The sequence below is a fragment of the Mucilaginibacter aurantiaciroseus genome, from assembly GCF_024055595.1.
GTDB lineage: Bacteria > Bacteroidota > Bacteroidia > Sphingobacteriales > Sphingobacteriaceae > Mucilaginibacter > Mucilaginibacter aurantiaciroseus.
On record NZ_JAMXOF010000003.1, the window covers coordinates 265,295 to 292,245 of the forward strand.

At 41.2% G+C, this 26,951-nt stretch carries 30 protein-coding genes, 1 tRNA gene and 1 pseudogene; 17 read left to right on the plus strand and 15 right to left on the minus strand.

Annotated features, from left to right (window positions below):
• Positions 1–48 precede the first annotated feature (48 nt).
• The gene (locus tag NAF17_RS14480) at positions 49–564 is read left to right on the plus strand and encodes a glutathione peroxidase (RefSeq protein ID WP_252758720.1); all 516 of its coding nucleotides are present in this window, start codon (positions 49–51) and stop codon (positions 562–564) included.
• 58 nt (positions 565–622) lie between these two features.
• Here NAF17_RS14480 and NAF17_RS14485 read toward each other — a convergent pair whose 3' ends face one another.
• The 5 genes and pseudogenes from NAF17_RS14485 to NAF17_RS14500 all read right to left on the minus strand — a co-directional run bounded on the left by NAF17_RS14485 (position 623) and on the right by NAF17_RS14500 (position 3,563).
• Entirely contained in the window at positions 623–1,417 is a 795-nt protein-coding gene (locus tag NAF17_RS14485; protein WP_252758721.1) for an MlaD family protein, read from the minus strand.
• Positions 1,414–2,196, minus strand: coding sequence for an ABC transporter ATP-binding protein (locus NAF17_RS14490; protein ID WP_252758722.1), 783 nt, complete (start codon positions 2,194–2,196; stop codon positions 1,414–1,416). The genes NAF17_RS14485 and NAF17_RS14490 overlap by 4 nt, the downstream gene beginning before the upstream one ends.
• A 2-nt stretch (positions 2,197–2,198) precedes the next feature.
• Positions 2,199–2,975, minus strand: a complete 777-nt coding sequence (locus NAF17_RS14495; protein WP_252758723.1) for an MlaE family ABC transporter permease — start codon at positions 2,973–2,975, stop codon at positions 2,199–2,201.
• Positions 2,976–3,050: 75 nt separating this feature from the next.
• Positions 3,051–3,282, minus strand: a pseudogene (locus NAF17_RS18360) (pirin family protein); the annotation flags it as partial.
• 41 nt (positions 3,283–3,323) lie between these two features.
• Positions 3,324–3,563, minus strand: coding sequence for a pirin family protein (locus tag NAF17_RS14500; protein ID WP_370341343.1), 240 nt, complete (start codon positions 3,561–3,563; stop codon positions 3,324–3,326).
• A 299-nt stretch (positions 3,564–3,862) separates the two neighbouring features.
• Here NAF17_RS14500 and NAF17_RS14505 point away from each other — a divergent pair, with 299 nt between their 5' ends.
• The 5 genes from NAF17_RS14505 to NAF17_RS14525 all read left to right on the plus strand — a co-directional run bounded on the left by NAF17_RS14505 (position 3,863) and on the right by NAF17_RS14525 (position 10,294).
• Positions 3,863–4,516, plus strand: a complete 654-nt coding sequence (locus NAF17_RS14505) for an oxidoreductase (RefSeq protein WP_252758725.1) — start codon at positions 3,863–3,865, stop codon at positions 4,514–4,516.
• Complete coding sequence (locus NAF17_RS14510) at positions 4,516–6,384, plus strand: ABC-F family ATP-binding cassette domain-containing protein (protein ID WP_252758726.1); 1,869 nt, start codon at positions 4,516–4,518, stop codon at positions 6,382–6,384. The genes NAF17_RS14505 and NAF17_RS14510 overlap by 1 nt, the downstream gene beginning before the upstream one ends.
• A 4-nt stretch (positions 6,385–6,388) precedes the next feature.
• Entirely contained in the window at positions 6,389–6,634 is a 246-nt protein-coding gene (locus NAF17_RS14515; protein WP_252758727.1) for a CBU_0592 family membrane protein, read from the plus strand.
• 38 nt (positions 6,635–6,672) lie between these two features.
• Complete coding sequence (gene mnmG, locus NAF17_RS14520) at positions 6,673–8,535, plus strand: tRNA uridine-5-carboxymethylaminomethyl(34) synthesis enzyme MnmG (protein WP_252759013.1); 1,863 nt, start codon at positions 6,673–6,675, stop codon at positions 8,533–8,535.
• 115 nt (positions 8,536–8,650) lie between these two features.
• Positions 8,651–10,294 (plus strand): Ig-like domain-containing domain, encoded by a 1,644-nt coding sequence (locus NAF17_RS14525; RefSeq protein WP_252758728.1) that lies wholly within the window; start codon positions 8,651–8,653, stop codon positions 10,292–10,294.
• On the opposite strand, the gene NAF17_RS14530 is transcribed toward NAF17_RS14525, so the two are convergent.
• Positions 10,284–10,796, minus strand: a complete 513-nt coding sequence (locus NAF17_RS14530) for a gamma carbonic anhydrase family protein (protein ID WP_252758729.1) — start codon at positions 10,794–10,796, stop codon at positions 10,284–10,286. The two genes, NAF17_RS14525 and NAF17_RS14530, sit on opposite strands and share 11 nt — an antisense overlap.
• 88 nt (positions 10,797–10,884) lie before the next feature.
• On the opposite strand from NAF17_RS14530, the gene NAF17_RS14535 reads away from it, so the two are divergent.
• Positions 10,885–10,957 (plus strand) — tRNA-Gly (locus tag NAF17_RS14535).
• A gap of 15 nt (positions 10,958–10,972) precedes the next feature.
• Complete coding sequence (locus NAF17_RS14540; protein ID WP_252758730.1) at positions 10,973–11,401, plus strand: hypothetical protein; 429 nt, start codon at positions 10,973–10,975, stop codon at positions 11,399–11,401.
• Positions 11,402–11,410: 9 nt separating this feature from the next.
• Here the strand turns inward: NAF17_RS14540 and nadB are convergent, their stop codons facing one another.
• Entirely contained in the window at positions 11,411–13,003 is a 1,593-nt protein-coding gene (nadB, locus tag NAF17_RS14545; RefSeq protein ID WP_252758731.1) for an L-aspartate oxidase, read from the minus strand.
• 407 nt (positions 13,004–13,410) lie between these two features.
• Between nadB and nadA the strand changes: the two genes are divergently transcribed.
• Complete coding sequence (gene nadA / locus NAF17_RS14550) at positions 13,411–14,403, plus strand: quinolinate synthase NadA (RefSeq protein ID WP_252758732.1); 993 nt, start codon at positions 13,411–13,413, stop codon at positions 14,401–14,403.
• A gap of 358 nt (positions 14,404–14,761) precedes the next feature.
• Here the strand turns inward: nadA and NAF17_RS14555 are convergent, their stop codons facing one another.
• Positions 14,762–15,013 (minus strand): hypothetical protein, encoded by a 252-nt coding sequence (locus NAF17_RS14555; protein WP_252758733.1) that lies wholly within the window; start codon positions 15,011–15,013, stop codon positions 14,762–14,764.
• 288 nt (positions 15,014–15,301) lie between these two features.
• Here NAF17_RS14555 and thiL point away from each other — a divergent pair, with 288 nt between their 5' ends.
• A complete protein-coding gene (gene thiL / locus NAF17_RS14560) occupies positions 15,302–16,348 on the plus strand; it encodes a thiamine-phosphate kinase (RefSeq protein WP_252758734.1) in 1,047 nt (348 codons plus the stop codon).
• A 14-nt stretch (positions 16,349–16,362) separates the two neighbouring features.
• Here the strand turns inward: thiL and NAF17_RS14565 are convergent, their stop codons facing one another.
• Entirely contained in the window at positions 16,363–17,625 is a 1,263-nt protein-coding gene (locus NAF17_RS14565; protein WP_252758735.1) for a DNA recombination protein RmuC, read from the minus strand.
• Between NAF17_RS14565 and NAF17_RS14570 the strand changes: the two genes are divergently transcribed.
• Positions 17,624–17,761 (plus strand): hypothetical protein, encoded by a 138-nt coding sequence (locus NAF17_RS14570; RefSeq protein WP_252758736.1) that lies wholly within the window; start codon positions 17,624–17,626, stop codon positions 17,759–17,761. The genes NAF17_RS14565 and NAF17_RS14570 overlap by 2 nt on opposite strands.
• Before the next feature lie 41 nt (positions 17,762–17,802).
• Here NAF17_RS14570 and NAF17_RS14575 read toward each other — a convergent pair whose 3' ends face one another.
• From NAF17_RS14575 to NAF17_RS14600, 6 genes are all read right to left on the minus strand, one after another.
• A complete protein-coding gene (locus tag NAF17_RS14575) occupies positions 17,803–19,104 on the minus strand; it encodes a tetratricopeptide repeat protein (RefSeq protein WP_252758737.1) in 1,302 nt (433 codons plus the stop codon).
• Positions 19,105–19,165: 61 nt separating this feature from the next.
• Positions 19,166–19,414: a hypothetical protein gene (locus NAF17_RS14580; RefSeq protein ID WP_252758738.1), complete on the minus strand. Its 249-nt coding sequence runs from the start codon at positions 19,412–19,414 to the stop codon at positions 19,166–19,168.
• Positions 19,415–19,416: 2 nt separating this feature from the next.
• Entirely contained in the window at positions 19,417–19,674 is a 258-nt protein-coding gene (locus tag NAF17_RS14585; protein ID WP_252758739.1) for a hypothetical protein, read from the minus strand.
• Positions 19,675–19,745: 71 nt separating this feature from the next.
• A complete protein-coding gene (locus NAF17_RS14590) occupies positions 19,746–20,225 on the minus strand; it encodes a gliding motility lipoprotein GldH (RefSeq protein WP_252758740.1) in 480 nt (159 codons plus the stop codon).
• Positions 20,226–21,782 carry a regulatory iron-sulfur-containing complex subunit RicT gene (gene ricT / locus NAF17_RS14595; protein WP_252758741.1) on the minus strand — a complete coding sequence of 519 codons (1,557 nt, stop codon included), beginning with the start codon at positions 21,780–21,782 and terminating at the stop codon, positions 20,226–20,228.
• A gap of 3 nt (positions 21,783–21,785) precedes the next feature.
• Entirely contained in the window at positions 21,786–22,931 is a 1,146-nt protein-coding gene (locus tag NAF17_RS14600) for a DNA polymerase III subunit (RefSeq protein WP_252758742.1), read from the minus strand.
• A 146-nt stretch (positions 22,932–23,077) separates the two neighbouring features.
• Here NAF17_RS14600 and ruvX point away from each other — a divergent pair, with 146 nt between their 5' ends.
• The 6 genes from ruvX (at position 23,078) to NAF17_RS14630 (ending at position 26,920) form a co-directional block, all read left to right on the plus strand.
• Positions 23,078–23,488 carry a Holliday junction resolvase RuvX gene (gene ruvX, locus NAF17_RS14605; protein ID WP_252758743.1) on the plus strand — a complete coding sequence of 137 codons (411 nt, stop codon included), beginning with the start codon at positions 23,078–23,080 and terminating at the stop codon, positions 23,486–23,488.
• A gap of 235 nt (positions 23,489–23,723) precedes the next feature.
• A complete protein-coding gene (locus NAF17_RS14610) occupies positions 23,724–24,362 on the plus strand; it encodes an O-methyltransferase (RefSeq protein WP_252758744.1) in 639 nt (212 codons plus the stop codon).
• Positions 24,363–24,364: 2 nt separating this feature from the next.
• A complete protein-coding gene (locus NAF17_RS14615; protein ID WP_252758745.1) occupies positions 24,365–24,916 on the plus strand; it encodes a glucosaminidase domain-containing protein in 552 nt (183 codons plus the stop codon).
• Positions 24,917–24,963: 47 nt separating this feature from the next.
• Positions 24,964–25,794 carry a glucosaminidase domain-containing protein gene (locus tag NAF17_RS14620; protein ID WP_252758746.1) on the plus strand — a complete coding sequence of 277 codons (831 nt, stop codon included), beginning with the start codon at positions 24,964–24,966 and terminating at the stop codon, positions 25,792–25,794.
• Between the two features lie 62 nt (positions 25,795–25,856).
• On the plus strand, positions 25,857–26,612 hold the full coding sequence (locus NAF17_RS14625; protein WP_252758747.1) for a hypothetical protein: 756 nt from the start codon (positions 25,857–25,859) through the stop codon (positions 26,610–26,612).
• Positions 26,591–26,920, plus strand: a complete 330-nt coding sequence (locus tag NAF17_RS14630; RefSeq protein ID WP_252758748.1) for a hypothetical protein — start codon at positions 26,591–26,593, stop codon at positions 26,918–26,920. Before NAF17_RS14625 ends, NAF17_RS14630 begins: the two co-directional genes overlap by 22 nt.
• Positions 26,921–26,951: the final 31 nt, after the last annotated feature.

Sequence of the window (26,951 nt, forward strand, 5' to 3'; positions counted from 1 at the left end):
TCCGTAAATCAATCGTCCTCGTAAATCATTTATTTTCAAACATAAAACATGAAATTACTGACATTAATCTGCGCCTTGATGTTCATCACATCGGCACCTGCACCGCTTTACCGCTTCAAGCTTAAAACCATTGATGGTAACGATTTTTCTTTGTCGAAATACAAAGGCAAAAAATTGCTTATTGTAAATACAGCATCAAAATGTGGTTTTACCCCACAATATGCCGAATTACAAAAGCTTGCGGACCGTTACAAAGACAAGGTAGTTGTTGTTGGTTTCCCGGCAAATAACTTTGGCGACCAGGAGCCGGGCACCAATGCTGACGTAAAAGAGTTTTGCAAGAAAAACTTTGGTGTAACTTTTCCTTTAAGTTCAAAAGTGAGTGTCAAGGGCGATGATATAGTACCCATATTCGCTTACTTAACCAAAGAGCCAAATCCTGATTTTACAGGCGAGATCAAATGGAATTTTGAAAAATTCCTGATAGACGAGAATGGCAAACTGATCCATCGTTACCGCTCTACAACAAAACCATTGTCTGACGAAATAACTAAAGCATTATAGCAAAAAGTGGAAGCTAATTAGCTTCCACTTTTTGTTTACTCGTTGTTCTGTTCGTCGCTTAATTATCATCCTTTTTCTTAGCGGCATCTTTAGCTGCTTTTTCTTTGGCTTTTATAGCTTCTTCCTGTACTTTTTTGATAGAATCTTGTTTGGCTTTGACGGCCTTCTCCTTCTTTTTGAAGAAACCCCTAAGCAAGAAGTTATGCTGGGCGGCTTTCAAATCTTCGTTAAGGGTTGCTGTTGTACTATGCACACCCTTCATGGTAGTTTGGGCTTGTTTTACCGTTCCTTCCAGATCCCTTGCTATTTTATCGTTATTAAGCAAGCGGCCAATACTCCCTTTACCACTATTTACTTTAGCTACAATTTGTGACAGGTCGCTGGTAAGGCTTTCTGCATTGTCGGCAACCTTAATGAGTTTGGTGATGATCTTGTCCATATCAACCGGGTTAACCGATCCTAATTCTTTACCCTCGCTAATTTCAATTTGACTGGTTATCCCGCCAGGTGCAATTACTACCAATTTATCACCCATCAAACCATCACTACCAATACTCATTTTAGAATCGGTTTTGATGAATTTTCTTACCGAATTATTTAGTGTAAGGTCAACCCGTACGGAACTATCTGTTACTATGTTTATGGCTTCAACTACGCCCACATTTATACCGGCAAAGCGCACGTTGTTCCCAACGGTAAGGCCGCTAACGTTCTTAAATGTTCCGTATACTTTAAATGTTGAGCTAAACAGGCTCTTTTGGTTCCCGATATAAAATACCGCGAGGAAAAGTACCAGTAGGCCCACAACCGTGAACACGCCAATTTTTATTTTTTGTGATGATGTAGTTTTCATGTTGTTTCGTTAAAAAATGACCTTACCAATTCGTCGTCCGATTTTTTTAGCTCATTAAACGAGCCCTCGGCTATATATGTACCCTCGTTCATGATCAAAACACGGTCGGCGGTGATTTTGGCGCATTCCATGTCATGAGTTATAATTATGGATGATGTTTTATACTTTTTTTGCATGTTCAGGATCAACTCGCTTATCTCGCGCGAGGTGATGGGGTCTAATCCTGTCGTAGGCTCGTCATAAAGCATTATTTCAGGCCTTACAATCATCGTTCTCGCCAATCCCACACGTTTACGCATCCCGCCCGAAAGATCAGATGGTCGCTTGTCTATTGCGTCAGCAAGGCCTACACCGTCAAGGGCTTCTTCTACTCGTTTATCCAGTTCAGCCTGGTCAGTTATTTTTAGGATACGTATAAGCGGAAATTCCAGGTTATCGCGCACGGTCATTGAATCGTATAACGCACCGCTTTGAAACAGGAAGCCGACTTTAGTACGTAACTGTTTTAGCTGCTCTTCATTCATTTCAGCCACATCATCGCCAAAAACCTTAACGGTGCCGGTATCTGGTGTAAGCAAGCCAACAATACACTGTATCGTAACCGATTTGCCCTGGCCCGATTTACCAAGTACCACTATATTTTCGCCTCGTTTTAGCTGTAAATTGATATCTGTAAGCACATCTTTCGTCCCAAAAGATTTGGAAATATGGTCGATATCCACAACCACTTCGTTTGTAGGCTTATCCACGTCCGGCTTGTTTTGTTTAGTATCTTCCATGGTTACCTGTAAAATAGTAAGCTGGTGATTTGTACTGCAACGGCATCAATAACAAAAATCCATAAAGATGCCGTTACTACAGCCGAGTTCGCCGCGATGCCCACACTTTCAGTACCTTTATTGGAGTTATATCCTTTATAACACCCGACAAAACCAATAGCAAAACCAAAGAAAACGGTTTTAACAACAGCAGGCAGGAAGTCTATAAATTCAAGAGAAGAAATACATTTGTGGAAGTAAAGCGTAAATCTGATATCATCGGTAAAGTTTAACGCTAAAAAGCCCCCGAAAAGGCCAATAGCGTCACCAATTACGGTTAATAACGGCACCATTAAGCTGGTTGCCAAAATACGGGTTACCACAAGGTATTGTAATGGGTTTGCGCCCGATACTTCCATGGCGTCTATCTGCTCGGTAACCTTCATACTGCCCAGCTCGGCACCAATTCCCGATGCTACTTTGCCGGCGCAGATAATAGCGATAATGACCGGCCCTATTTCACGTATAAACGACACCGCAAGCGTCTTAGGCAGCATGCTTTCGGCACCCATTTCTAACATGGATGGCCTAAGTTGCAGGATAAGAACCATCCCCATAATAAACGAGGTGATACCTACCAACATCATAGAGCGGTATCCTATTTCGTAACACTGGCGCACAAACTCCGACCATTCAAAACCGCCCCTAAAAATATTGCGGAAAAAGCTTTTAAAGAATACGCCCTGCTCCCCAACGCCTTCCAGCCATTTTTTGTACCCGGTAATTGCCTGTTCTGCCATAAGTTATTATTACTTGCCAGTTATAAACAAAGTATTTATCAATTGTTTTAGGGTACAGAAATTTTATTCTAATGTTTAAAATATCATCGGTACTTTTATGATCAATACTTTTCTTTCGCTATTGGTTTCTATCGTAATTGCTTCTGTATCGTAAACGCCGATCGCATCCCTTTTGTTTAAAACCTGATTTGCGATTTTTACTTCGCCCGCAAACATAAGCACCATTTCCGGGTGTTTTAATGGTGTAAATTAACTGTTGCCCTGCATCAAAATCGCCTTGCGAAAAAGTAGCATCCTGATTTAACCAAAACTTATCATCTTTTTAACGGCGATATCATAATAGTTAACTCATTCATTATAAACATATTGCTTAAGTTTTTTTTGATCATACCTCGGTTTGATACCCCTTACTTTGGGGAACATCCAGATCTGTAAGGATTGGGTATCTTTCGATCTCGAAAGGTTATACTCCGAATGGAACACACCGGCGCCTGCCGACATAATCTGCACGTCGCCCGCTTTGATTATGCCTTTATTACCCATGCTATCCTGGTGCTCTAAGGCGCTTTCCAATACAATGGTGGTGATATCTCCATGTTATGGTATGAGTGGAGGCCGAAGCCATTTCCACGTGCAATAAAGTCGTCATTCAGCACCCTTAAAGCACCAAAATTCGTCTTTGTATCGCCCCTGAATGGCCCGAAACTGAATGAAAAATTTGCTTTTAACCAACCTATATCATTATGCCCCCTGTCGCCCTCAGTGTGAAATTCTGCTTTTTTTCCTGATAAATTAATACTCGTTATGTAATTAGATACATGTTTAAACGCTCAATATTTATTCCACAATTTATTTATGCGTAAATTTGCACGTTAAAACCTACCATAATGGCATATAAGGCAATTATAGCGGGCGCAAGCGGCTTAATTGGCAGTAATTTATTAAATATATTACTGGAGGCCGCCGAGTACAGCGAGGTTTTAGTTTTAGTTAGGAAAGAATTACCCCTTAAGCATAAAAAACTGGTGCAATTGGTTATCAATTTTGATGACCTTGATAAATTCGCGGATACCATCACCGGCCACGCCATATTCAGCTGTTTGGGAACAACTAAGAGCCAGGCACCGGATAAGGAACAATACAGGAAGATTGATTATGCCTACCCTTTGCAACTGGCACAATTAGCCAAGCAAAATGGCGTTAAACAGTTTCATGTAGTAACAGCCATTGGGGCTGACAAAAATTCGCCGGTATTTTATACAAAATTAAAGGGCGAACTGGAGGATGCATTGCTGCGATTGGGTTTAGAAACCTTGCATATCTATCAACCATCCATGTTAATGGGTGAGCGGGAAAGAAGCCACTGGTTAGAAAATTTGGCTACCGGCCTTTTCAAAATAATAGACCCGCTGCTTATTTGCGGGTTAAAAAAATACAGGAGCATCAAAGGCAGCACGGTTGCCTATGCTATGTTCAAAAAATCATTAGAGAGTGCAACGGGCACTTTTATATATACATCAGATAAAATACATACTAATTAGTGAGCACTTATATCTCGGCCGAAAATTTAGGCCACTCCTTTCATGATAACTGGTTGTTTAAAAACCTTACCATTGGCATTAACCGCGGCCGCAGGGTGGCGCTTGTTGGTGTTAATGGTGCGGGCAAAACAACGTTGTTAAAAATTCTTTCCGGTTCGTTAAAGCCAACCGAAGGTAAAGTTGCGCAAGCACGCGACCTAAACGTTGGCTACCTGGAGCAGGACCCTTTCTTTAAAAACGCGGTTACCATCAGCGATTACATATTCCATGCGGATAATATTCAGCAGCAGCTAATCCGCCGTTACGAGGAGTTGTTGGAAAACGACCCCGAGAACATGAAGGAGATGGATAAAGTGATGGAGGAGATGAGCGAAATTGATGCCTGGGAATATGAGTATAAGATCAAGACAATTTTAGGAAGGCTAGACATACATCATCTTAACCAGCACATTAACACGCTATCAGGCGGGCAGAAAAAACGGTTGGCTTTAGCTAAACTTTTAATTGAAGATCCGGAGATCTATATTTTAGATGAGCCTACCAATCACCTTGATATTGATACTATTGAGTGGCTGGAAAAATTACTGACCGAAGGAAGCAAAACCATATTGATGGTTACACACGACAGGTACTTCCTGGATAATGTTTGTAACGAGATCCTGGAGATAGACAGAGGCAAGATCATTCCGTATATAGGTAACTATGGTTACTACCTGGAAAAGAAGGCCGAAAGAGAAGCTTCTGACGATGCTACCTTCCAAAAAAACTCGAACCTGTTACGTAAAGAGCTGGAATGGATGCGCCGACAACCCAAGGCACGTGGCACCAAATCAAAATCACGTATTGATGCCTTTTACGACCTGGAAGCTAAGACTAAAGACCGTGGCGGAAAAGAAAACGTTGAGCTAAGTGTTAAGGTATCCCGCCAGGGCAACAAAATCATGGAGATGCACCATATTAGCAAAGGCTTTAATGGTAACACTTATATTAAAGATTTTAGCTACACCTTTAAAAAAGCCGACCGTATTGGCTTAGCCGGGAAGAATGGTAGCGGCAAGTCTACCTTATTAAATTTAATAACCGACGGCTTGCAGCCCGATAGTGGCGAGATCATCAAGGGCGAAACAACCGTGATTGGTTACTTTAACCAGGCGGGATTAAGTTTTAAGGAAGATGAGCGCGTTATAGATATTGTAAAAAACGTTGCTGAGTTTATTACTATGGCAGATGGCAAGCTTATCTCGGCTTCTGCTTTGCTTACCTTATTTCTATTCCCTCCTGTTAAGCAATACGGCATGGTTTCGAAATTAAGTGGTGGCGAAAAGAAACGCCTTCACTTGATGAGCATCCTGATCAAAAACCCAAACTTTTTGATTTTAGATGAGCCTACAAACGACCTTGATATTGATACCTTGAATGTATTGGAGGAGTTTTTAACCAACTTCCCGGGTATATTGATTATGGTATCGCACGACAGGTATTTGCTTGATAAACTAACCGACCAACTTTTCATTATGGAAGACGAAGGTAAGGTGCTTATTTATAACGGCAACTATACGTCTTACCGGTTGGAACTGGAAGAAGCGAAACAATTGAATAAAAAGACAACGCCTGCCCCTGCTCAAACACAAGCTGAAGCACCAAAAAAAACAAAGCTTAGTTTTAAAGAGGAAAAGGAATACGAAGGGCTTGAAAAAGAGATAGCAGATATTGAAGACAAGCTAAAAGAAACAGCTGATGCTTTAAACACAACCGATATCGACCCAAAAGATTTAACTAAACTGACTGATAAGATCACCTACCTAAACAAACAACTGGATGCCAAAACAGCACGTTGGATTGAATTAGGCGAACTTAAAGAAGCGTAACAAGATGAAAATATCAGACATTATTGCTTCTATTGGGGTTATCATCTTATTGGTTGCGTTTTTGCTTAACATGTTCAAGCAGATATCGGCGCAAACACGCCTGTACACCGGCATGAACTTTATAGGTGCGGGCATGTGTGGACTGTCGTCATACATGATTGGTTTTTACCCTTTTGTAGTATTAGAGGGCATTTGGGCGGCATTCGCTTTATACTCATTTTTTAATGTTCCACGTGGAACATCTAATTAAGAAATTTCATAATGTTCCACGTGGAACATGGAGGTTATATGTTTAAAAAATACAATGTTATAGTGGTTGGTGCCGGGCACGCGGGCTGTGAAGCTGCCGCTGCCGCTGCCAATTTAGGCTCTTCTGTTTTGCTAATCACCATGAACATGGGGACTATTGCGCAGATGAGTTGCAACCCGGCTATGGGTGGTGTGGCTAAAGGGCAAATAGTGCGTGAAATTGATGCGTTGGGCGGCTACTCGGGTATTATAACCGACAAAACGTCCCTGCAATTTAGGATGCTTAATTTAAGTAAAGGCCCTGCTATGTGGAGCCCACGGGCACAAAGCGACCGAATGCGTTTTGCTGAAGAATGGCGAATTGCTTTAGAAAAAACCCCCAACGTTGATTTTTGGCAGGATACTGTTACCTCTCTTTTAATTAAAGGAAATACTGTTGCAGGTGTAAAAACATCGCTCGATATAGAAATAGAATCGGATGCAGTAGTCCTTACCAATGGCACATTTTTAAACGGTGTTATTCATATTGGTGAAAAGAAATTTGGTGGTGGCCGTACAGGTGAAAAAGCCGCTACCGGCTTAACAGAACAACTGATTACCCTGGGGTTTGATGCCGGCAGAATGAAGACAGGAACCCCGCCCCGAGTGGATGGACGGAGCTTGAATTATTCGTTAATGGAAGAGCAATGGGGCGACGAAGAACGCGGCCGCTTCTCTTATACCGATGTAGAATTGGCAAAGGACCAACGCTGCTGTTGGATCACTTATACTAATATTAAAGTACACGAAACACTTAAAGAAGGCTTTGAAAGATCGCCAATGTTTACCGGCCGTATTAAAGGTTTAGGCCCAAGGTACTGCCCGTCCATTGAAGATAAAATTAACCGATTTGCAGAGCGAGACCGTCACCAGATATTTGTTGAGCCCGAAGGATGGAACACTTGCGAGATATATGTAAATGGTTTCTCTACTTCGTTGCCAGAGGATGTACAATATAAAGCACTTACCCAAATACCGGGTTTTGAAACGGCTAAAATGTTCCGTCCAGGCTATGCTATCGAATACGATTTTTTTCCGCCTACCCAGCTAACTTTAACGCTTGAAACAAAGCAGATCAGCAATCTTTATTTTGCCGGTCAGATAAACGGGACTACCGGCTATGAAGAGGCTGCGTCGCAAGGATTTATTGCGGGTATTAACGCGCACCAAAAAATAAATGATAAACACGAGCTGATCCTGAAAAGATCCGAATCATACATTGGTGTTTTAATAGACGACCTGGTTACAAAAGGTACCGATGAGCCATACCGCATGTTTACTTCCAGGGCAGAGCACCGTTTATTGTTACGCCAGGATAACGCTGATATCCGGTTAAGCACAATGGGCCATGAGCTTGGTTTAATAAGCGATGAGCGCCTGGACAAGGTTAACCGTAAGATCAAAAACTCGGACGAGATAGTTGCCTTCACCAGAATCAAAAGCATCAACCCATCTGAAGTAAATAGTTTACTGGAGGAGGCGGGCACCTCGCCTATCAACCAAAATGCCAAGCTGTTTAATTTATTAAGCCGGCCGCAAATAGGTTTTAATGAACTAAAGCGTGTAGATAGTTCGCTCTCAGATAAGTTATCAGATTATGATAAAGAAACTATTGAACAGGCTGAAATAAAAATCAAATATGAGAGTTACTTTATAAAAGAATTGGAAATTGTTGACCGGATGAAAAGAATGGAAGACCGGGAAATCAATCCCGAGTTTAACTATCATCAACTGGTTTCACTTTCTAAAGAAGCGCGCGAAAAACTGATGAGGATAAAACCACGAACCTTAGGGCAGGCATCCCGAATTTCGGGTGTGTCACCGTCGGATGTATCGGTTTTAATGGTACATGTATCCCGATAGTTTATAACTATCTACAAATCAGTTAATTATAAAATATCTTTTTTAAAGCATTTTTTTAGACTTTTTATATCACAGTTCAAAAAAAAGTAAAAATCGTTTATAGGGCATAAAAACAATGTTAAAACCAAAACCGGCCATTTTTAGTAAAAACATCTTCTTCACCTTTATCGCTTTATTAGTTTTTGGCTGCGCAAGCATCCAAAAACCTATGGGGGGCCCGCGCGACCTTACCCCTCCCAAATTATTGAAAGCGACCCCGGAAAATATGACCCGTAATTTTAAGGCAAAAGAGATCCGATTGGAATTTGACGAGTTTTATAAACTGAACAACCAATATCAGGAAATTACCATTAGCCCAGCACTGGAAAAACAACCTGATTACAAAATAAGCAAACGCGACCTGATCATCGATTTTAAAGATTCGCTGCAGAAAAATACAACCTACGTTATCAACTTTGGTAAAGCCATCCAGGATGTAAACGAAGGCAACATAATGGACAACTTTACCTACGTGTTTTCTACCGGGCCGCACATCGACTCGTTGAGCATGTCGGGTTTTGTGGTGAACAGCATCACCCAGGAAAAAGAAAAGGACGCCACGGTGATGATCTTCCCGGTTAAACTGGATTCATTGTTGTTCGGTAAAAAGAAGCCTACCATTTTTGCCACAACAGATTCGGCAGGAAATTTCACCCTAAACAATTTGCACGATGGCCAATACAAGATCTACGCGTTAAAAGAACCAAGCCCAAACAAAATATTTGATAATGACAAAGAATTAATCGCATTCTCTAACCGTACCATTAACTTGAACAAGGATACTTCGGGCATCAGGCTATCGCTGTTCCTGCAGATACCGCAAAAATTTAGGGTTTCCGAAAAGAAACTGACTAATGATGGTGTGCTATCTCTTGTATTTAACAAGCGTTTAACTAACCCTTCTTTAAAGATCATTTACCCCCAGGGATTAGACGAACAGAAAATAGTAGACATCAGCAAAACAAAGGATACCGCTTTAGTATATATGCGCAACATGGCCTTTGACTCGTTACGCGTAGCCATTTATGATAATAATAAGCCTATTGATACCATATACCAGTTAAAAGGCCGTAAAGAGGCCTTTACACGTGTACTTACATTCAAATACGGTATTAACCGGGATAATAAATTGAAGCCCAACACGGACCTTAGAATAACCGCCAATTTGCCTGTGGAAAATATTGAACCAGGGTTGATTTCAATTACCATAGATTCGACCAATGTGCCTAATTTAAACGTACAAAAAGACCCGGGGAACCCCCGTGTTATTATTGTAAAAAACAGGTGGCGAGCGGGTGGCAAGTACCAACTTGTATTGAACGAAGCGGCGGTTGTAGATATTTACGGCGATAAAAACAAGCGTACAGGTATAAACTTTGAGGCGGATAAACCCGACAACTACAGCCAGCTTACCCTTAAAGTTAATGTGCCGGATAGCAGCAAAAGCTATGTGATTGAATTAATGGACGAGCAAAAGAACTTGATCCACTCCGACCCTATATCGAAAAGTGGTTCGATACTTTATAAAAATTACCTAACCGGGAAATACAAGATCAGGGTAGTGTACGACACCAATAAAAACGGCCGTTGGGATAGCGGTAACGTTAAGCTTAGAGCACAGCCCGAGAATATTTGGCTATACGATAAAGAAATTACCCTAAGGGCAAATTGGGAAGCCGAGGAGCCGATAGATATCCCGAAAGAACAGATCAATCCTTAAACCAACCGGAATACATGATATAGTTTTGCGGCAGCTTATTTAATAAAGCCTTTTGCTCAACGGTAAGTGGCTTTATTTTTTTTGCGGGGTTGCCTGCATACAGGTAGCCGCTTTCGCAAACGGTGCGCTCTAATACTACAGAGCCGGCCCCTATAATCACGTATTCCTCCACCACCACATCGTCCATTAAAATGGCACCCATTCCTATTAAAACATTATCGTGTAGTGTACAGCCATGCACAATAGCATTGTGGCCGATAGATACGTTATTGCCGATATTAGTAGGTGCTTTTAGGTAAGTAGCATGGATTACGGCGCCATCCTGTATATTAGAGTTATCGCCTATTTTAATGTAATGCACATCGCCACGGATAACCGCGTTAAACCAAACAGAGCAATTATTCCCCATTACCACATCGCCAACAATGGTAGCATTTTGGGCAATAAAGCAATCTGTTCCCCATTGGGGTAATTTATCTTTTACAGGAAGTATAAGAGGCATATTTTTGGAGGTAAAAGGTGAAGAAAAAAAGGTAAAAAGCAATTTAAAATTTATCTCAAAATTTATTTATTTTTGACTTATAATACAAGCGGAAATAGCTCAGTTGGTAGAGCATCAGTTTCCCAAACTGAAGGCCGCGGGTTCGAATCCCGTTTTCCGCTCTAATTGTTTACTTCATGTTAAAGCTATTTGTTATTAGTTTCTTTTTTATTTCAAGTACTATTAACTTATTTGGTCAAACTAAAAATGATAACTTTTTTGGAAAATATAAAGTCAGTTCATTTATTGATTTATCAAGCATTAAAGCAATCGAAATACATGATTTAAATACTAATAAAACGTGGTTCATTAATCAACAAAGTTTAAGATTAGTAAAAGAGACATTAGCCACGTCTTATTATGTTAATCAACTCTTTTTAAAACCAGGACATCTGTTAATTAAATTTATCGGACCTCAGAATTTAAAGGGTTACGATACATATATGTATAATGATGGTATCTATTTTGACCCCTTTCGCTACGATAAATACGGTAAACTAATAAATAATAACAAGCCTGTTTCCATAATTTTAACGCGAACGATTGATTGGGTTAAATTAAAGTAATTGCAAATCTCAAAAAACAGTGTCCTCCAAAACCTCTTGGTGCTCCGGGTAATCTGTAGTATAGTGAAGTCCCCTGCTCTCGTGCCTGGCGGTAGCTGATTTTACCACCAAGTAACTTACCTGGATTAAATTACGCAACTCGCAAAGCTTAACAGATAGCTTGGTTTTCTTATAGAAATCTTCTGTTTCTTCATAAAGCAAACGTAGTCTGCGCATAGCCCTTTCTAAACGGAAATCGGAACGTACGATACCAACATAGTCATTCATCAGTTTCTGCATCTCGCGGATGTTGTGCGTAACCAGTATATCTTCATTGGAAAGTTGTACACCATGCTCATTCCAATCTGGGATATTGGTCGGTATCTCCAAACTCGCGAAATCTACAATAGCATCTTTATAAATGCGGTGGGCAAAAACTAAGGCTTCTAATAAAGAGTTTGATGCCAACCGGTTAGCACCATGCAGACCTGTCGATGAACATTCTCCGCAGGCGTATAACCTATTGATAGATGATCTTCCCTGGTGATCTACCAATACACCACCACACATATAGTGGCAGGCCGGTGCAACCGGGATCATATCGCGGGTCATATCTATACCTATCTCTAAACATTTGGCATAGATATTAGGGAAGTGCGCTATAATATCTTTCTTCTTTTTATGGCGGATATCCAGGTAAACAAAGTCCTCACCTGATTTTTTTATTTCGGCATCAATAGCCCTTGCCACAATATCCCTTGGTGCTAATGATTTACGCTCATCATATTCCTGCATAAATTCCTCACCATTGGTACGTCTTAATACACCACCCATACCACGTACCGCTTCCGATATCAGGAATGATGGGTACTCACCCGGGTTATATAAAGCCGTTGGGTGGAACTGGATAAACTCCATATTACGCACCTTACCCTTCGCACGGTAAACCATAGCTACACCATCACCGGTAGCAATCACCGGGTTTGTGGTCACCGAATATATATGCCCTGCACCACCTGATGCCATAATGGTTATTTTAGATTCTATCTTCTCAACCTGGTTATTCTCGGTATTAAAAGCATATATACCATAACACTTTATATTATCTGATGATTTATCTACAAACTCGCCCAAATGGTGCTGCGTTATCAGATCTACAGCAAAGTAATGTGTAAGTATCTCAATATTGGGCTCACGGTGAATTTCTTCTAATAAAGAGCGCTCAATTTCAAAGCCGGTAATATCTTTATAATGTAATACCCTAAATTCACTGTGCCCACCTTCTTTTGCAAGGTCATAAATACCTTCATTTGTCATATCAAAGTTGGTTCCGTAGTCTATAATTTCACGGATACGGGCTGGTCCCTCCTTAACAACGGCTTCTACAACAATGGGGTCACAAAGGCCGTCACCGGCAATTAAAGTGTCATTTATATGTTTTTCGAACGAATCTTCTTTTTTATCAACAACTACTGCAACGCCACCCTGGGCATACTTAGTGTTACTCTCGTCTTCGTTAGCTTTTGTAACTATCAGAACCTTACCGTGCTTTGCAGCCTTTAATGCAAAACTTAATCCGGCTATGCCCGACCCTACCACAAGGAAATCAACAGTTCTGGTCATATTTAGTTTATGTATTGTGTAAAATTAACACTAATGTTAATAAGAGGTATAAAACGTGTTAACTTTGTGTAAGTAAAAATGTACAAAATAAGCAGAACGTTGATAAGTCTGAAAATTACATTTTTTACTTTTACTTTTGAGCTATTTGTTAGACAATTTTACCACTTAATTAACATTTTATTAAGCAAGAAATTATCAACAAATAAGTTTTTAAGATAATTATTGATTCTTATAGTGATCTTAATATCAGCATTATAAAAATGCAAAAGTTGTTTATAAATGTTAATAAAAATGGATAAACAACTTTTAGGGTAAATATTATTACAACTTTTACACATAACTAACACCTTAATAACAATAGGTTTATTTATATATATAAAAAGAGTTATTATTAATTGATTTGTGGAATGGATATCTTCGAAGAAATAAAAGTGAAAGGTTTTGTAGACGAATACATCAATCCGTCGCTTGACCTTTTCGCCGAAATAGGAAAACTTAAAATAGAGAAAAATGCCGTTATACTGGCCCATTATTACCAGGAAGGAGATATACAGGATATTGCCGATTATATTGGCGACAGCCTGGGGTTATCTCAGCAAGCCGCCAAAACGGATGCAGATATTATTGTTTTTGCCGGTGTACACTTCATGGCCGAAACCGCAAAAATATTATCACCAAACAAGAAAGTACTTTTACCGGATCTAAAAGCTGGATGCTCCCTGGCAGACAGCTGTCCGCCTCACCTGTTCAAAAAGTTTAAGGAAAAATATCCCGAACATTTGGTGATAACCTATGTGAACTGCACGGCGGAATTGAAAGCTTTAAGCGATATTGTTTGTACATCGAGCAACGCGGTACAAATAGTAGAAAGCCTGCCAAAAGAGCAGAAAATAATTTTTGGGCCGGATAGAAACCTTGGTGCATGGGTAGCTAAAAAAACAGGCCGCGACCTGGTGCTTTGGAATGGTGCATGTATGGTTCATGAGATTTTTAGTCGTGAGAAAATTACGAAGATTAAAGAACGTTATCCGAATGCTAAAATACTGGCACATCCTGAATGCGAGGAAGTTATATTGCAGATGGCAGATTATATAGGATCTACCACCGGGATATTAAAGTATGCTACCAACAGTACCGAAATGGAATTTATTGTAGCTACCGAAGCCGGTATTTTACACCAGATGCAAAAGGATAACCCTGATAAATTGTTTATCCCGGCGCCACCAAATAATACCTGTGCCTGTAACGATTGCCCGCACATGAAACGCAATACACTGGAAAAGCTTTACCTGTGTTTAAAAAATGAAATGCCGGAAATAGAAGTACCTGTTCACATTATAGAAAAAGCTGTAAAACCTATTGAGAGGATGTTGGAGATTTCGGCAAGTTTGGGATTGTAACGAAATAAAAAGGCGTCAGTGCGGGCTATCCAAGCTTAGTGCCTATTACAATACGCCCTTCTTAGTTTCAACTGCATCCTGTACATTTTGCGGCAGATTTGATAGTAAGTTATAAACTAAACGCTATAACACGTGTATTGCTTGCTACACGGCTTAGGTCGCTATTCTCTGTCGGTACTATAACGGCAAATTTTCAAACATTGCTTGGCACTTTAATATGTTTTTTTTTATTTTATTGAAAGTTAATTTTGAGCCTGTGTTACTTTTATTATAATTGCCCATTATAATGTATAACTCGTTACCGGTAACAACCTGTGTATGCAGGTAATTTTCAATATTAGCTTAAGTTTGCTGATTATTATTTGGTGACTGTGGTATCAGATTTTACACCGTTTTTACCATCAGCAGCAAGTCCGTCAATTAAACTGTTGTTGAAACTCCACAAGCCGGTATTCAACTGAACATTCGCTACAGCATAAGAAGTTTTGCTGCCTGTTTCAAAACCTTCGGTAATTGAATAAGGCTTTGGTGCTTCGGGTACAACCACTACAGGAGAGGTAATAGGTTGTGTTAGATTATTTTCTTTTTTATAATTTGCAATTGCAAGCACAAAAGCTGAATAAATAAGTAATTTTCTTATTTATATATAAATATATTTATTAAAGAAAAAATAAAATATAATAATTAACCAAATATTAAATAGTTTATTTATTATAAATATTACAATAGTGGTAATAACAAGCGGATAAAGCAATTAGCTTAAGGTTATTGTATTAAGCTTTTGTATTTTTGTGATTAATGGATTACCCTGATTTTTGAAAAATGATTTCACCGGTATAGTTGGCAATTATTTTATAATAGGTGTAATCATTTTATAATCGGCGTAATAACTAATAATATGTTCGAAAACGAAGAGAAAACCAATATAGAGAACCTTGGAGAGTTTGGCCTGATAAGCCACCTCACCAAAAATATAACCCTTACCCAAAAAAGTACCGTTAAAGGTGTTGGCGATGATGCCGCGGTGCTTGATTTTGAAGGAAAGAAAACCCTGATATCTACCGATCTGCTTTTAGAAGGCATCCATTTCGACTTGGCCTATACCCCCCTTAAACATTTAGGTTACAAAGCAGTTCAGGTAAACCTGAGCGATATTTATGCTATGAATGGTACTGCAAGCCAGATCACTGTTTCTATTGGTATGAGCAGCAAATTTCCGTTAGAGGCTATTGAAGAATTATACGAAGGTATTTATCTGGCTTGCGGTAATTACAATGTAGATATTGTGGGAGGCGATACCAGTGCATCCAAACAAGGTTTGGTGATCAGCATTACATCTATTGGTTATGCCGATGAGAAGGATGTGGTATACCGTAATACTGCCGAAGAAGGCGATCTGATCTGTGTATCCGGTGATCTGGGCGGTGCGTATACCGGTCTGCAATTGTTAGAGCGTGAGAAGTTGGTTTATATAGAAAACCCAAACATCCAGCCCGACCTGGAGGGTAAAGATTATATTGTTGAACGACAGTTAAAACCGGAAGCCCGGAAAGATATTATTGACCTGCTGAAAGAACTAAGCGTTAAGCCAACGGCTATGATAGATGTATCTGACGGTTTGGCATCTGAGGTATTGCACATTTGTAAGCAAAGCAATAAAGGCTGTAAGTTATATGAGGAAAAGATTCCTATCGACCCCATGACTTACGAAACTGCCCGCGAATTTGGCCTCGACCCAACCGTGTGTGCCTTAAGCGGTGGTGAAGATTATGAACTGTTGTTCACCGTGAAACAAGCCGATTATGATAAGATCAAACATAAAATGGATTTCTCTATCATCGGTTACATTACCGAACCAAATGAGGGTTGCAGCCTGATCACAAAATCAGGAAATCAGCACGAGTTGAAAGCGCAAGGGTGGAATGCGTTTAAAAGTGCAGAATAAATAACGATTTAATTTTAAGGCGCTTCGTCCAAATACTTTCCATCTAACTGTTTATTAGCCTTAGCACCCAAACCTTTGATTTTCTCAGCTGTTTTGATTAAATTACCATTACCATCAACCAGCTTATTAAATGCACTATTATAAACCGATTGTGTTTGGTTGATGTTTTTGCCGATGCTTTCCATATCGGCTATAAAACCTACAAACTTATCATACATACTTCCGCTTAGGCGGGCAATCTCCAATACGTTACGATTCTGGCGTTCTTGTTTCCAGATGCTGGCTATGGTACGCAGGGTGGCCAATAAAGTACTCGGACTAACAATTACTACCCGCTTATCCCAGGCATCACTAAAAAGGTCCGCATCCAGTTGTACGGCAAAACTAAAAGATGACTCTATCGGCACAAAAAGCAACACAAAATCGGGCGAGTTTACCTGGTACAGATCGTGATAGTTTTTAGATGACAGGCCGTGTACATGGTTCCGTAAGGATTCTATATGCGCTTTTGAATAAAGTTTACGCTCTTCTTCCGTTTCGCAATTTACCAAACGCTCGTAAGCGATCAGCGAGACCTTAGAATCAATTATCAGATGTTTATCGTCCGGAAGGTCAATTATTACATCGGGCTGCAACCTGCTGCCATCTGTGTGGTTCAGGCTGGCTTGTACCCGGTACTCCCTGTCTCGTACAAGGCCGCTACGCTCTAAAACCTTTTCTAAGATCACTTCACCCCAGTTGCCTTGCTTTTTGTTATCGCCTTTTAAAGCCTTGGTTAAGTTGGATGCCTCGGTACTGATGAGTTTGTTCAGGTCCATCAGTTGGGTAATAACGCCTTTTAGTGTATTGCGCTCGGCGGCTTCCATGTTGTAAACCTTATCTACCTTTTCCTCAAATGCTTTTATGTTTTCTTTAAGCGGGTTTAGGATGGTATCGATGCTCAACTTATTTACGTCTGTAAACTCCCGTGATTTTTCCTTCAATAACCTCTCGGCCACATTCTCAAACTCGCGCTGAAAATGCTTGCGGGTATTTTCTATATCCTCTTTTTGCTCGGCAAGTTTTTCCTGCTGCGCCTTAAAATATGACCGGGATGATTCTAATGATTGATTGGCTTGGGCCAGTTGACCGCGCTCGTATAAAAGTTCATCAAGTAAACGGTTCTGCTCATCTTTTAAAAGTTTGGTGATATTCTCCTTTTCGGATAATAAGCCGGCGGCTTTTTGCTCGGCTTGTGCTACAGTAATTTTTAAAGAATCATTTTCTGTTTTTAACATGGAAAACTCATCCGCAGAAATGCCATTTGAGGCAGGCCGCTTCAAAAAAACAAAGATAGCGATGAGCAATATAACTATAGAGGCACTTAAAACTACAACAACCATTTTGATAAAAATATTAGCAAAACGAATGTAGTAATTTTACTATTAAAATAAAACGCTTAGTAATTTACTTACTTAGTGGCACATGTTTATGGAGTTTTCCATAGCAGCCTTATTACCCATTTGCGCGGCTTTATTAAAGTCGTGACAGGCGGCCGCATCATTTTTCATAAGGTGCTTAACAAGGCCTCGGTTGTTATAGGATTGACTGTTTTTAGGGTTAAGCGCTATAGCCTTGGTATAGTCATCAATAGCTCCCATAAAATTATTTAGATAACGCTTGCTAAAAGCCCGGTTAAAATAGGCCTGTGCATTTTTATTATCGATTGCTAAAGCCTTGTCGTAACCTTCTATTGCGTTTTGATAAGAGGTTAGTTTAAGATATGTATTCGCAAGGATGAAATATGCCCCGGCATCGGTGTTGTTTTTTGTAAGATATGCTGTAAGGTCAACGATAGCTTCTTTATTATGGTTTAATCTTTCATAAGCAAGCCCTCTGTTTAATAAGGCCGATGCATCGTTTGGGCTTGCTGCTAATGCGATATTGGCATCAGCTATTGCACCTGCATAATCTTTAAGGTCGTATTTGGCACCGGCGCGGTTACTAATGGTCTCCGTAAGCGTTGGCTTTAATTTTAAAGCCACGTCAAAATCGGCTATAGCACCTTTAGAGTCGCTAAAATTGCGCTTGGTGTTTCCCCTGTTATAATATGCTTCGGCATTATTGGGCGGGCTTATTAAAAACGATTGGTTAAAATCTGCCAGGGCGTCCTTATCATTATCAAGCATGATATTAACTATTGCCCGTTCGTAATAAAAAACGCTATTTTTGGAATCGATTTTAATCCCCATACTTATATCGCCCAAAGCCCCGCTCAAGTCGGTAAGTGTTTTTTTAACCAATCCCCGCTGCAGATAAAAATACCCGTTTTTAGCATCTAAGGCAATTGCTTTGGTATAGTCATCAACAGCGGCGGCAAAATTATTTAACCTAAAATTTGCTAAGCCCCGGTTGTAATAAGCAACTCCGGTTGGCTTAACCATTATAGCCTGGTCATAGTCGGCAATAGCGCCGTTATAATCGTTTAATTGGTCTTTTAAACGGCCGCGGTCAACATAGGCTATTTCGTTATTGTAATTTAATGCAATGGACTTATTCAGATCTGCCAGGGCACCGTTAAAATCTTTAAGGATTAATTTAGCCCGTCCACGTTCAAAGTAATATTCAGCATTGGTGGGATTGTAGGGGATCAGCTCATTAAAATAATCGAGCGCCTTGACGCTTTTCAAACTGTCCCCGGCAGAAACTTTTTCGGTTACATTTTGCGCAAAACAGGCAATTGGTAAATAAAGAAACAGGAATAATAATTTCCGCATTTTTCAGGGTATTAAATTTCATCCAAAATAGAATAAAAATCGATACGCGAGCAAATAAGATTTACGGATTGCTTTTCAAAGTGTCTTTAGGTGCATTAGTATTGCCGCTTCCATTACCACTGCTATCCTTTCCGCCTGTTTCTGTAGGCGTTGTGGGCAGTTTATTACTATCTGCCGGGCTTTGGTTGCCTACGTGGGTTTGGCCGGAATCTGCTGTTGTTGTATCGCCGGAATCGCCTGTTGTTTTTCCCTTACAAGCAGTTATGGCTATAATAGCTACCGCAAATAAATATATGATGCGCTTTTTCATAATTATTTAGGATTGGTTTTTAGCGTGTCTGAGGTTGGGTTGGTTGTTCCTTTTCCGTTTCCGCTGGTATCAGTACCGCTTGTGCCTGTTTGGGCCGGGGTTGTTGCTGTTGATACGGCTGCAGATGTATCTGCCGCGCCCGAGCTACCCACATTTGTAGCGCCCGAATCGGCATGGTTGCCGCCTGTTTTGTTGTTACCTGTGCAGGCCGATAAACTTAATGCAGCTGCCGCGAATAGATAAACAAATAACTTTTTCATAGTTAAGCAATTGGTATACATTAACTACAAACAGAGCTATTACAGGTTTTAATTATTTGGAATGAAGAGGGTTACTGCGCTTTCTCTACCCTTAAACCGGCATCAATAACCTCGTGGAGCGGATTATCGCGCATGTTTTGCTCCACCTCAAAATGGTAAACCCCCCTTGCCGGGAACTTATAATTGGTGCGTAAAGGCAATTGGTAGCTGTATAGATTGCCGCTGCCGCTTCCCAGCCACTCGCCATCTTTGGTAGCCAGTTTAAACTCGTAACGGGTGGTATGGGTTTTTTTGCCCGGCGATGTCTGGAAAAACAATGCGAACATATTGGAGTACTTGTAACTGCCACTAACCCTTACATTAAAGTACAGGTTATATGGTACGCTGATATCATCTATCTTAACATCAAACTTAACCCGGTTAACATACGCCCAGTTGTGGTTGGCTACCTCCGTGTTCTGATCAATAACCATGTTAGGGTCGGTGCAGCCTTGTGCTGTGAAAAGCACAAGGGCAACTAATCCACCGAAAAGATATTTTAAAGCATTCATTTATTCTGCTGCACTACCGCCGCCTGGGTTATCGGTACGGGGTTGGTTGTTGTTTGGGTTATTTGGCCTAGGGCGGTTGTTGTTGCGCCTGTTATTATTACGGTTACCCTGCGGGCGATTTTCCTCACCCCCTTCAGGTTTTAATCCGCCCGCCTGTTGCCCTTCGGGGCGGTTAGCGCTTTGTTGGTGTTGTTGGCGGTTGCCATCGGGTCTGCTGCCCTGCTGGCGATTGCCTCCTCCTTCGGGCATTGGCGGCCCATCGGTACCGTTACCGTCCTGCTGTTGCTGCTGGTGGTTGCCTTGCGGCCTGTTCCCACCATCGGGCCTGTTGCCCTGCGGGCGTTTGCTTCCACCTTCCGGGCGCTGGGCTCCAGCTTGCTGGCCATCGCGGCGCCCTTCGCCACCACGGCGGTTACGGTCACGGGTGTTATTGTTGTTATTGCTCTTATTGCGGTTCTGGTTGCGGCGGTCGTCCAGGCGGGTTAAGCTATCCTGGCCAACAACGTTTTCGTAATCAAGTGCTTTTGCAGCTGTATTTTCCAACTCTACCATTTCACCCAAATCGGCAGGGATAATACCCTCGCGGTTCAGTTGTTGAATTTCTTTTACCTTGGCAATAGGCATAGGTACCCATGCTTCTTCGCGCGGATAGCTAAACCACATTATCTTTTTAAAGATGTCGGTTTTTTGCAGGCGCGCATCACCTTTTTCGGTTTTAAGTACGTTCACATTATCGGGGATGTGCTTAAGAGCATCCATATATGTATCCAGCTCGTAGTTTAAACAGCATTTTAATTTACCGCACTGGCCGGCAAGTTTAAGGGTGTTTAACGATAGGTTTTGATAGCGTGCGGCAGAGGTAGAAACCGTTTTAAAATCGGTTAACCAGGTGCTGCAGCAAAGCTCGCGGCCGCATGAACCAATACCGCCAAGGCGGCTTGCTTCCTGGCGCATCCCTATTTGGCGCATCTCAATCCGGATGCGGAAACTCTCCGCCATTTTTTTGATCAATTCCCTGAAATCTACGCGGCCTTCGGCTGTATAATAAAAAGTGGCTTTTGTTTTATCGCCCTGGTAATCTACATCGCTTATCTTCATAGATAACTTTAGTTCCAGCGCCAGCGTGCGCGATTTATGCATGGTTTCCCATTCCATATCCTTAGCAAGCTTCCACTTGTCAACGTCAGCAACGGTAGCACGGCGATAGATCTTTTTAACAACGTCGGCCTCTTTTACGCGGCGCTTGGTCATTTGCATGCGCACCAGTTCGCCGGTGATAGAAACGTGGCCAATATCATAACCACCCGTGGTAGTTTCAACGGCAACAAGGTCGCCGGCCTCCAGGTAAATATTGTCGTTATTATGATAAAACTCCTTACGCGAACCCTTGAATTTTACTTCGACTATTGAGTAAGGCTTATAGTTGGTTGGCATATCCATATGTGATAGCCAATCGTGTACATCTAATTTGCTGCAACCATTTGTAAGGCAAGAGCCATTACTTTTGCAGCCTGCAGGCGAACAACCGCCGCCTGTTGAGCAACTTCCGCATCCCATAATTTAATTCGGTATATAATGAGTCCCCGTGGGGGTAATTTTAAAACTTAGTGTCTTTATAATTTGTAAAGATACGTCTAAAAACAAGATTTTAGGGTTAGCATTACGTTCTATATGATAATGAGCCTTTTCCAGCTCAGTAATAATGGTTTGGGCCTGCGCATTGTTGATCACCGCCGACATCTTTTTGGCGGTTTCCATTTCCTGTTCAGGCAGTTTTACAATGCGTTCGGCACCGGCACGCAGCAGCGTGCACTCGCGGATAAAACTTATGCCGTAACGTAAAAAATTCTTTTGGTTTTCGCGGCCCATCTTGGCCATTTGGTCAACAAAACTCAAAATATCCAGCCCTTTATTGCCAAAACATAAACGCAGCCATTGCACAAATAGCTCGTGGTAGCTTTTGGTATCGTGTTGCAGCATGGCCAAAGCATCGGTCATGTTGCCATTGCTTAAGTAGGCAATTTGCGATGCGGCGGTTTCCGTTTGATGATGTCTGCTAATTAGCTCCTCTTTAATATCCTCGTAATTTAAACAAGGGATCTTAATTAGTTGCGTGCGCGAAAGAATAGTGTTCAGGATCTGGTCCTGGTTTTGGGCCACAAGTATGAATAACGTGTTTGGCTGTGGCTCCTCTATCATTTTTAGTAATGCATTACCTTCTTTATCCAGGTATTCGGGCAGCCAAAGGATTAGGATCTTGTAAGCTGATTCAAACGGCTTAAAGCTAAGTTTTTTGATGATCTGATGGCACTCGGCAATGTTGATATTCGCTTGTTTGTTCTCAGCCTCCAGGTATCCACGCCAAATATCAAGACTTAAATAAGGGTGAGCCGTAAAGGCATCACGCCATTGTTCAATAAAGGTAAGCGCGGTATCATCTTTATGCTTGGCGAAGAAAGGGTAAGAAAAATGCAGGTCGGGATGCATCAGTTTTCGATACTTGCGGCATGATGAACAAACCCCGCACGAGTCGTTGGCCTGCTTATCCTCGCACGATAAATATTGCGCGTAAGCAACTGCCAATGCCAAACCACCCGCACCTTCGGGGCCCAAAAACAACTGCGCATGGCTTACCCTGTTCTCGTTTACCGATGTGATCAGCCTTTGCTTAATTGCCCATTGCCCTATAATATCCTTAAACTGCATTTGGTGCAAGGTAAAAATTAGATATGAGATTTTAGATATGAGATTTTAGACAGGGGGCAGATTAAGCTATCTTTGAATTAAACAGCACCATTTTTAACCATGCGGCATCTCAAATCTCAAATCTCATATTTCATATCTGCGAAGCTATGCGCATAATGGCTTTCGATTACGGTACAAAGCGCATCGGCATTGCCGTTACCGACCCGATGCAGATCATCGCGACGGGATTGGATACCATCCACCCCCTAAAAATCATCGATTACCTTAAAAAATACCTGCAAACTGAGCAGGTAGAGCTTTTTGTGCTCGGCGAACCCAAGCAGATGGACAACACCCCCTCGCAATCTGCCATGCATGTTAAAGGGTTTGCCAACCTGCTTAAGCGAACTTTCCCGGAGATCCCGGTAGAAATGTTTGATGAGCGTTTTACTTCCAAAATGGCATCGGCCACCATCGCCCAAAGCGGCATGGGCAAAAAAGCCAGGCAGAATAAGGCGTTGGTGGATACCATATCGGCGGTTATACTGTTGCAGAGTTGGATGAGTAAATCATTTTGAACCATGATTAGCCTGATTATAGGATTTCCTGATTGTTACCAATTTTAAGCTTCTCATTGACGGTTTTGTTCACGTTCGCGATTGTGAACACATGCTAATGTTTTTAATTTGCTTAAAATCAATAATTTGCTTAAAATCAATAAATTGATTTAACAAGTACTGAGAAAAGCAAGGCTCAGGTAATACCTTAATCAAGCAAATTAAGCTCAAAAATAATTTTCTTACCTTTGCGGCTATGGAAATTCTTGATCCGGCCTTACAGGCTTACCTTGATAGCCATTGCGACCCGGAGCCCGAGGCGTTGCAAAAAATAAACCGGGACACTTACCTGAAGGTGCTTAAACCGCACATGCTGTCAGGTCATTACCAGGGCCGCGTGCTGAGTATGCTCAGCAAAATGATCCAACCAAAGCTTATTTTAGAGATAGGGACATTTACCGGTTACTCGGCCATTTGTTTGGCAGAAGGGCTGGCAGAAGGCGGCGTTTTACACACCATTGAAGTTAACGGAGAATTTGAAGAAATGCTTAATTCACATTTTGCTTCAACAAATGTGGATAAAAAAATTAAACTTCATATTGGCCCCGCAGAGGCTATAATTGCTGATTTTGAGGATATTATCTTCGATTTGGTTTTTATTGATGCGGACAAACGAAATAATTTTAAGTACTTTGAGTTAATAATTGACAAAGTAAGGCCCGGAGGCTTAATAATAATTGATAACGTTTTGTGGAAAGGAAAGGTGTTTGGCACCGAGAAAGACGCCGATACCGAGAGCATCCGCAAACTAAATGAGCAAATAGCTGTTAACACACAGGTCGAAAAGTTTATTCTGCCTGTACGAGACGGACTACTGATCATCAGAAAAAAATAATTATGAAGAAACTCTTAACTGTTACATTTTTTTCAGTTTCGGCATTGTTTGCCTCAACAACAGTAGTGTTAGCCCAGAGCGCAGCACAATCATACATAGAGAAGTTTAAAGATAATGCCATTCGCATTATGCACGAAACCGGCGTACCTGCAAGTATCATATTAGGCGTTGCCATGCACGAGAGCGCAAGCGGGAAGAGCGCTATAGCTCAAAATTTAAACAACCAATTTGGCGTTAAAGGCGGCGGTGGCGCAGTGTATTATAAAGGCAACAAAAGAGTAAGATCTTCATATAAAAAATACGATAATGTAATGGCATCGTTCCAGGATTTTGCCCGTATCATGACAGAGCGCAAGCAGTTTAGCCACCTGGCAGATAAACTTTCCCAGTACGATTATAAAGGATGGGCAAAAGGCATACAGCGTGGAGGATACGCAAGCAGCAAAAAATGGTCGGCACAGGTATTAGGTATCATCAATAAGTATGACCTTAACGAGTTTGATGACGATGCGGAGGCTAACCCAGCCAAAGACGAATTAGCGGATAACAATTAATAATTATATTTTTAAACTTAAGTTTGGCAGACCAAAGCTGAAACTGCATGCGTAGGATATATACATTATTAGTTGCCGTATTGTTATTTACATCGTGCTCGGCCCACAAAAGCGTTATTAGCCGCAGAAAAGCATCCAAAAACAACAAAACCATTCAAAAATGCAACCGCGGATCCATAGCCGGGCACCGCGATTTTACCTCCCTTGAGTATATAGATCGTTTTAAAGCTATTGCCATACAGGAAATGAATACTTATGGCATACCCGCTAGCATCACCATTGCACAGGGCTTGTTTGAAAGCGGCAGCGGAAACAGCGACCTGGCGGTAATTGCCAACAATCACTTCGGTATAAAATGCGGCAGCACCTGGGCGGGCGAAAGCTATTATAAGAATGATGATAATGTAAACGATTGCTTTAGGGTATATGCCAACCCGGAAGAGTCTTTCCGCGACCATTCCGAATTTCTAAAGAAGAAAAATTACGCCCGCCTTTTTGAGCTGGATAAGAACGATTTTAAAGGATGGGCATATGGTCTTAAAGCCTGCGGGTATGCCACTAATCCTAAATATCCCCAGTTGCTGCTTAATATCATCAATAAATATCAGCTTGATCAGTACGACCGGCCGGAGGGTGAACTTGCCAAAATAAAACGAGAAGACCGTGTATTGGGCGAGATAAACGAAACCATAAATCAGCCCCGGCAGGATAGTATTTCCAAGACCCCGCCCGACGATAAAATTTATACCGTAAAGCAGGGCGACACACTATACAACATATCTAAACGTTTTGGTATCACTGTTGATGAATTAAAAGCGCTAAACAAACTATCTGACTACGGCATTAAGCTTGGGCAGAAACTTGTTGTAGTGAAATAGTGTGTTAAAGATTGTTAAAGTATAGTTTATCCCTCCCCAAACGTTTAGCTTTAAACTTTATAATGAAGTTGTGGCTTTCCTTTTTCTTAAGCATTTTATGCGTTAACACCTTTGCACAAACAAAGGAAGTTACCGGTATTGTGTTTGATAAGGATAGCAAGGCGCGCGTGGCTAAAGTAAGGGTGTTAAACGCTACATCAGGTAAATCAGCCTACAATAACTTTAAAGGTGAATTTAACATTGTTGCCAGGCCCGGCGATATGCTGATATTCTATAAGCAGGATCATTATAGCGATACGGTTAAAGTAAAAGACTATACCGCACTGGCCATTTATTTAAAACCCAATGCAATAGCACTGCGCGAGGTAACCATCCGCGATAGCTTTATAAATCCGCAAAAGCGCCTGGCTAATACACAACGCGAGTTTAGCAAGATCTATGGGTCGCAATACAATTCCGATTTGCTGAGTATTGGCTCTGGCGGCGTAGGGTTTGGTATTGATGCCCTTTATAATGCCTTTAGTAAAAGCGGCCGCAATGCCGAAAAGTTGCGTGGTATTATAGATGCCGAATACCGGCAAAACATTATTGATTACCGCTTTAACAAAGCGTTTGTACAAGGTATAACCCACCTGGAAGAACCCAAGCTTACCGATTTTATGCACAAGTACCGCCCGGGCTACTACTTAGTTACCTCGGCAAGCGATTACGATTTTATAGATTACATCCGCAAGAATTTAAAACGCTACCAACGCCGGCCAAGCGCATACGACCTTGCCCCCTTACCACAAGTTAAATGGGAGCCGGATACAAAATAATTGTAACGCCTTTTTTAAAGGTAAACGGTATGGCGCTGTTTCCTTTCATTTTGCTGAATAACAAAGCGCTGTTGAATGATGAGGTTATGATAAATCACGAACGGATACACCTGCGGCAACAGGCCGAGCTGCTGGTTATCCTCTTTTATATTTTGTACCTGCTAAATTACTTTGTTAATCTTATCATTTTTCGCGAGCATAATAAAGCGTACTTAAATATCGTTTTTGAGCGGGAGGCTTATGAAAAGGAAGCAGATATGGCGTATCTTAAACAGCGTAAATGGGTTGGCTGGATGAAGTATTTTTAATTAAACCATAGAAATAACAGATTTTTACTTT

What these genes read in the sequence shown, in the direction of transcription:
- NAF17_RS14480 (WP_252758720.1), top strand. Translation starts at nt 49, where the DNA reads ATGAAATTACTGACATTAATCTGCGCCTTGATGTTCATCACATCGGCA.
- NAF17_RS14485 (WP_252758721.1), bottom strand. Translation starts at nt 1,417, where the DNA reads ATGAAAACTACATCATCACAAAAAATAAAAATTGGCGTGTTCACGGTT.
- NAF17_RS14490 (WP_252758722.1), bottom strand. Translation starts at nt 2,196, where the DNA reads ATGGAAGATACTAAACAAAACAAGCCGGACGTGGATAAGCCTACAAAC.
- NAF17_RS14495 (WP_252758723.1), bottom strand. Translation starts at nt 2,975, where the DNA reads ATGGCAGAACAGGCAATTACCGGGTACAAAAAATGGCTGGAAGGCGTT.
- NAF17_RS14505 (WP_252758725.1), top strand. Translation starts at nt 3,863, where the DNA reads ATGGCATATAAGGCAATTATAGCGGGCGCAAGCGGCTTAATTGGCAGT.
- NAF17_RS14515 (WP_252758727.1), top strand. Translation starts at nt 6,389, where the DNA reads ATGAAAATATCAGACATTATTGCTTCTATTGGGGTTATCATCTTATTG.
- mnmG (WP_252759013.1), top strand. Translation starts at nt 6,673, where the DNA reads ATGTTTAAAAAATACAATGTTATAGTGGTTGGTGCCGGGCACGCGGGC.
- NAF17_RS14525 (WP_252758728.1), top strand. Translation starts at nt 8,651, where the DNA reads ATGTTAAAACCAAAACCGGCCATTTTTAGTAAAAACATCTTCTTCACC.
- NAF17_RS14530 (WP_252758729.1), bottom strand. Translation starts at nt 10,796, where the DNA reads ATGCCTCTTATACTTCCTGTAAAAGATAAATTACCCCAATGGGGAACA.
- NAF17_RS14540 (WP_252758730.1), top strand. Translation starts at nt 10,973, where the DNA reads ATGTTAAAGCTATTTGTTATTAGTTTCTTTTTTATTTCAAGTACTATT.
- nadB (WP_252758731.1), bottom strand. Translation starts at nt 13,003, where the DNA reads ATGACCAGAACTGTTGATTTCCTTGTGGTAGGGTCGGGCATAGCCGGA.
- nadA (WP_252758732.1), top strand. Translation starts at nt 13,411, where the DNA reads ATGGATATCTTCGAAGAAATAAAAGTGAAAGGTTTTGTAGACGAATAC.
- thiL (WP_252758734.1), top strand. Translation starts at nt 15,302, where the DNA reads ATGTTCGAAAACGAAGAGAAAACCAATATAGAGAACCTTGGAGAGTTT.
- NAF17_RS14570 (WP_252758736.1), top strand. Translation starts at nt 17,624, where the DNA reads ATGGAAAACTCATCCGCAGAAATGCCATTTGAGGCAGGCCGCTTCAAA.
- NAF17_RS14565 (WP_252758735.1), bottom strand. Translation starts at nt 17,625, where the DNA reads ATGTTAAAAACAGAAAATGATTCTTTAAAAATTACTGTAGCACAAGCC.
- NAF17_RS14575 (WP_252758737.1), bottom strand. Translation starts at nt 19,104, where the DNA reads ATGCGGAAATTATTATTCCTGTTTCTTTATTTACCAATTGCCTGTTTT.
- NAF17_RS14580 (WP_252758738.1), bottom strand. Translation starts at nt 19,414, where the DNA reads ATGAAAAAGCGCATCATATATTTATTTGCGGTAGCTATTATAGCCATA.
- NAF17_RS14585 (WP_252758739.1), bottom strand. Translation starts at nt 19,674, where the DNA reads ATGAAAAAGTTATTTGTTTATCTATTCGCGGCAGCTGCATTAAGTTTA.
- NAF17_RS14590 (WP_252758740.1), bottom strand. Translation starts at nt 20,225, where the DNA reads ATGAATGCTTTAAAATATCTTTTCGGTGGATTAGTTGCCCTTGTGCTT.
- ricT (WP_252758741.1), bottom strand. Translation starts at nt 21,782, where the DNA reads ATGGGATGCGGAAGTTGCTCAACAGGCGGCGGTTGTTCGCCTGCAGGC.
- NAF17_RS14600 (WP_252758742.1), bottom strand. Translation starts at nt 22,931, where the DNA reads ATGCAGTTTAAGGATATTATAGGGCAATGGGCAATTAAGCAAAGGCTG.
- ruvX (WP_252758743.1), top strand. Translation starts at nt 23,078, where the DNA reads ATGCGCATAATGGCTTTCGATTACGGTACAAAGCGCATCGGCATTGCC.
- NAF17_RS14610 (WP_252758744.1), top strand. Translation starts at nt 23,724, where the DNA reads ATGGAAATTCTTGATCCGGCCTTACAGGCTTACCTTGATAGCCATTGC.
- NAF17_RS14615 (WP_252758745.1), top strand. Translation starts at nt 24,365, where the DNA reads ATGAAGAAACTCTTAACTGTTACATTTTTTTCAGTTTCGGCATTGTTT.
- NAF17_RS14620 (WP_252758746.1), top strand. Translation starts at nt 24,964, where the DNA reads ATGCGTAGGATATATACATTATTAGTTGCCGTATTGTTATTTACATCG.
- NAF17_RS14625 (WP_252758747.1), top strand. Translation starts at nt 25,857, where the DNA reads ATGAAGTTGTGGCTTTCCTTTTTCTTAAGCATTTTATGCGTTAACACC.
- NAF17_RS14630 (WP_252758748.1), top strand. Translation starts at nt 26,591, where the DNA reads ATGGGAGCCGGATACAAAATAATTGTAACGCCTTTTTTAAAGGTAAAC.